Origin of the sequence: Halolamina salina (assembly GCF_042678005.1) — an archaeon.
Lineage (GTDB): Archaea > Halobacteriota > Halobacteria > Halobacteriales > Haloferacaceae > Halolamina > Halolamina salina.
Genome location: NZ_JBHUDH010000039.1, coordinates 14,875 through 16,280, shown reverse-complemented (window position 1 = coordinate 16,280; position 1,406 = coordinate 14,875). Strand labels below are relative to the sequence as shown.

Genomic DNA, 1,406 nt, shown 5'->3' with positions numbered 1-1,406 from the left:
GACCTCGCCCTCGACGGGGTCGTACAGACGCAACAGCAGCTTGAGCAGCGTCGACTTCCCGGCGCCGTTAGTGCCCAGCAGGCCGAACGTCGTGCCCGCCTCGATCGACAGGCTCACGCCGTCGAGCGCGACCACGTCGCCGTAGCGTTTCCTCAGATCAGTCGTCTCTATCGCGTGCATAGTGATCCCTCCAGTCGTGTGGCGAGCGTTCGAGCGGGTGGTAGTCGACGACGCCCGGCGCGTCGACGATCGGGAGCGTGCGCTCGGCCCGGCGGATCGCCTCGAACGCCGGGCTGTTGGTGAACACCGCGGCGGCAGGGTTCTCCCGGACCAGCTTCTCGACGAGTCCGGCGGGGCGGTAGCGGAGTTCGCTCACGCCGTCGTCGTCGAGATCCGCGGCGCCGGCGTCGCTCCAGTAGTTGCCGCGCTCGGAGCCGTTCCAGACGTGCGTGTCGCTCGTGACCGCTTGAACGTGTCGGCGGTTGCCGACGAAGCTGTTGCCGACGACGCGCTCGCCGCTGGTGCCGGCGGTCAGGTGGAAGCCGATCTGGTTCCCCAACAGGAGGTTGTCCGTGATCTCGTTGTCCGCGGAGTTCAGCGAGTAGATCCCGCGTTGGTTGTCGACGAGCGTGTTGCCCCGGATCATCGAGTAGTCGATGCGCTTGAGCAGCAGCCCGTGGCCGCTGGTCCCGGTGTTGTTCGCGGCGGTGTTGTTCACCACCTCGATCTCCTCGGAGAGCATCAGCGCGTACCCCACGTCGTTGTCGACGGCGGTGTTGTTCACGAGGCGGTTGCGGTGGGAGTACATGTAGTGGACGCCGTAGCGCAGGTCCCAGAGCGTGTTCCCCCGGGCGGTCACGTTCGACGCCCACGAGTAGTAGATGCCGTCCCGGGCATCGGTGATCCGGTTGTCCTCGACCAGCGTGCCGGTGGTCTTCCAGAGCTGGATGCCGTTCCCGCGGTAGGACCGCGGCGTCACCGACTCCCGGCCGACGATCGTGTTGTTGCGCAGGGCCGCGTCGTCGACGCCGTCGACCCAGACGCCGAACGTGATCTCGGTCAGTCGGCTGTCGGCGACGGTGACGTTTGGCGCGTCGATCCAGACCCCGGCGTCGTTGGTCGAGGTGTCCATCCCGGAGTTGCGGATCCAGAGATCCCGAACCGTGACGTTCGCGGCCGCGACCGTGAGCACGTCACCCTCCTGCCCGCCGTCGATCACCGCGCGGGCGTCGGGCGCCGTCGTGACGGTCACCCCCGTGGTGTTCACGACGACGCGCTCGTCGAAGCGGCCGCGGAGGTACACCGTCTCGCCCGGCTCGGCGGCGTCGACGGCGCGCTGGACGGAGTCGAACGACTCGTCGCCGACGGTGGCGACGCCGGACTCGGTCACGGGGTCGAACGCGAAG

Annotated in this window: 2 protein-coding genes; both read right to left on the bottom strand. The window is 68.2% G+C overall.

From position 1 onward, the window contains the following. Positions 1–180: ATP-binding cassette domain-containing protein (locus ACFR9S_RS04980; RefSeq protein WP_379818188.1), on the bottom strand; the 180-nt coding region annotated here is incomplete at its 3' end. After that, positions 158–1,406: nitrous oxide reductase family maturation protein NosD (nosD, locus tag ACFR9S_RS04975; RefSeq protein ID WP_379818187.1), on the bottom strand; the 1,249-nt coding region annotated here is incomplete at its 5' end. The genes nosD and ACFR9S_RS04980, both read right to left, overlap by 23 nt.